The organism is Halothiobacillus sp. (assembly GCF_028710545.1).
In the GTDB taxonomy this organism is placed as follows: domain Bacteria; phylum Pseudomonadota; class Gammaproteobacteria; order Halothiobacillales; family Halothiobacillaceae; genus Halothiobacillus.
Map to the genome: position 1 here is coordinate 1 of NZ_JAQTTX010000105.1, position 3,267 is coordinate 3,267.

Below are 3,267 nucleotides of genomic sequence, written 5' to 3' on the forward strand. Positions count from 1 at the left end.
TGATCATAAGCCACGCCGGTATCTGGCAGGGTGAACGCCAGTTGATCGACCACGAGCCGTCCACTGGGTTTGGGTTGATCGAGCGTACCGGCAACCGCAAGATCGGCGCGCGCCTGTCCTTTGAGCCCGTCAACTTGCGGCAGGAAGCCTTGCAACATCGCAACGCTGGGCAATACAGCCTTGAGGTCGAGTGCCAGCGGTTTTGACCCGGTTAGCCCGATATTCCCTTTGCCCTGGATATTGAGCAAATCCGGCACATCGGCGCTGAGCACAGCATTGACGACGCCCGATTGAACGCGGGCGGTCAGATCAACATTCTTGTAGTGATAGGCTCGATTACCCAGGATATCGGGCAGGCGAAATTCGCTGTCGGGCAAGCTCAGTTTCAGCGTGCCGCCCAGTTGCCCCGCCGCGAGTGACCCATCGGCCATTAACCGCACCCGTCCGGGCAAATCGGCCGCAACCGGCAGCCACGGTGTGATCAGCGCCAGAGGCAGATCGGCGTCCAGCTGACCCTTGCTATTTTCCTGACGCGCCAAGTTCCTGGCCAGGTCAATGCACAGGTGACCCGACTGGGTTTTTGAACCCGTATCGGTGGCAAGACAGGTTTTGCCCAAGGTTTGTTGTTGCGTGGTCAACGTCAGATCGGCGGGTTTCTGAAGATGCCAAGCCGGTATCGATTTACCGTGAAACGGCGCGGGCAACAGATCCAACCGTTTGATCTGCCCGCCCCAACGTAATGTGGGTGTACGCCCAATTTGAGCCAGCAAGCCATCGATTGCCAGGCGCACCTGCCCCTGCGGGCTCTGTGCACTCAACCTAAAACGCTGCGCCGCACTGTATCCGGCACCCACGTCGGCGCTTTGCGCATTGAACACAAATTGCGGCCATTGGCCTTGCGCATCCAAAGTAAGGTTATTCAAACGCACATCAGCGGTTTTTTTGGCATTCTCTTGGGTCAACCGATCGGCACGCAGGGAAAGATCGTACACCGATGTTTGCTGCTGTTTCACACGCCCGTTCAGGCTCAAATTGGCCAACTGCCATTGCTTGTAAGCCAGATTACGGGCGAGCAAATCGACGGTGGCTTCAGGATGCTGCACGCTGCCCGTCAACCGGGATTTAAGATCAAGACTGCCGGTTAAATCAGGCAAATTGACGGCGCGCCAGGGAAGATACGCCAGTTGGGGAATGTTCGCATTTACGGTCAAATCGACAGGTGTATTTTTGGTCAAGTCCGCCATCGTCACACGGCCTTTGGCATCAAGGGACGCATCGGCCACATTGATTTTCGCCTGCTTCAAGTCAAGCCGCTGATCGGCATATCTGCCCTGTAACGCAAGTGACAACGGTACCCGAACCGATTTTTGATTCGCCGCAGATGCGGGCACATGCAACACCGTGTTCGGTATGGTCCAGTCGAAGTTTATCTGAGCATCTCGCAACGGATCGATACCCAATGAACCGTCCACCTTCAGATGCGTGCTGATCGCCCCCTCAGCCGCCACGCCGTTTGGTGCCAACACATCGCGCAGGGCCACTCGATCCAAATCCAGTGAGAGCGCCACGGGCCGTGTGCCGGTCAAACCCAGTTCACCCTTGGCCTTGATCGCACCGCCCGCCAGTGTCCCGTGGGTTATATCCAGCAAGACCTGTTGATTCGCCATCGCGCCATCGACCGTCAAACCCTCAAAGGGCAGCCGGGCAATTTGTCCGCCCAATGCGGTAAGCTTGAACTGAAACTGCGCGGATGGTGATTTTTGGGTCTTATCTTGCCCTGCCCCATTGCCTTGATCACCCGACTGAGCGCACGAGAACTGGTAATCAAAGCCCACCTGCCCCGCCGCTGCGGGCGCAAGACGCTCCGGATTCAAACCCGTTGCCTGCCCGTGAATAGCGGCCTTGAGTTGTGGGGCAAAATCGACAATACCGCGCCCACATAACGATCCATCGAGAGTATCAATGTGCAATTCTTCCAAGGTCATGCGCTGCGGATTGATCTGCGCATCGGCTTGCAGCGTGGCCGACGGGGTCGCAAAGCCCTCCCATCGTCCGTTGACCTGCGTTTTTATAGCCGCCAGATTGCCGCCCAGTGTCATCTGCGCCAACGCCCAACCCTGGGGCAAGGTCACAATCGTCGCCAATTGGCCATGGGTTTGATGCGGCGTTGCGACCGCGACGTGTACCGCGCCCTGCCCTTCGATGGCTGTCTCGTACGCGGCCTCATCGGTGTGGCCATCGGCAACACTTTGGCCGGGCAGACTCGCCATGATCTTGTTTATTTTTAATGAAACGATCTCTGCATCCGCCCGGCCTTCGGCTTGCAGGGTCGTGAGCGTCAGACTGGGTTGCGGGTTTTGATCCGCCCGGGTTGGCTGCACTAACGTGAAGTGATCGACTTGCAGATGCGCCACCTGAACACCCACCGGCAGTTTCAACGGCAAATCAGACAAATTCAATGGCGTGGCTGGCGTGGTTGATTGGACGGGCGGGGGCTGGCGCAGAATCACATCCTCGGCGGTGAGATTTTTGATGAGCAAGCTAAAGTGCCAGAACTGCCGCCAATCGAGTGCAACCTCGGCCTTACCGATATCCAGGGACAAACCATCTTGAGTGTGGAAAGCAATCTGATCAATACGCAGACCCTGCCAAAGATTACCCTCGACTTTGCCCATCGAAAGCCCGGCCACTTGTTGCTGGGCCTGCCCTGCCAGCCAACGCACGCCAGGCGTGGTTGCCGTCAAACCGATAAATACCACAAAAACCAATGCCAGCAATCCGCCGATAAGCCAGCCGACGACCTGTAAAAGCAGGGAGAACCAGCGCAGCATCAAAAGGCCGTCCCGATGCCCAGGTGCAATCGCGGCGTGCGTTGATTGCCGTCAAACGGATAGGCCACATCCACGCGCACCATACCGACCGGCGAGCGCCAGCGGATGCCGATACCCGCCCCCGTATTCAAATCAATAGCGCTCAAGGCATCGAAGGCGTTGCCCGTATCAACAAACGCGGCGCCCCACCAATCGCGCCCGTACACCGGATGCATCACCTCGGCACTGGCCGTGAACAGGTATTGCCCACCGATCACCTGGCCGGTCGAATCGATCGGGCCTAAAGATTGATAGGCATAACCGCGCACAGATTGATCGCCGCCGGCAAAAAAACGCAGGCTTTTGGGTAAGGAATTGAAATCGGGTGTCACCACGCCACCCAACTCGGTGCGCGCCTTGAACACCCATTTCCCCACAGGATAAAGCCCACCCAGCA

2 protein-coding genes are annotated in these 3,267 nt (G+C 57.6%); both read right to left on the reverse strand.

Going from position 1 to position 3,267, the window contains the following annotated elements:
* On the reverse strand, window positions 1–2,831 hold a 2,831-nt coding region (locus PHD44_RS12515; protein ID WP_300192215.1), incomplete at its 3' end, for a hypothetical protein.
* Window positions 2,831–3,267: autotransporter assembly complex family protein (locus PHD44_RS12520; protein WP_300192216.1), on the reverse strand; the 437-nt coding region annotated here is incomplete at its 5' end. The genes PHD44_RS12515 and PHD44_RS12520, both read right to left, overlap by 1 nt.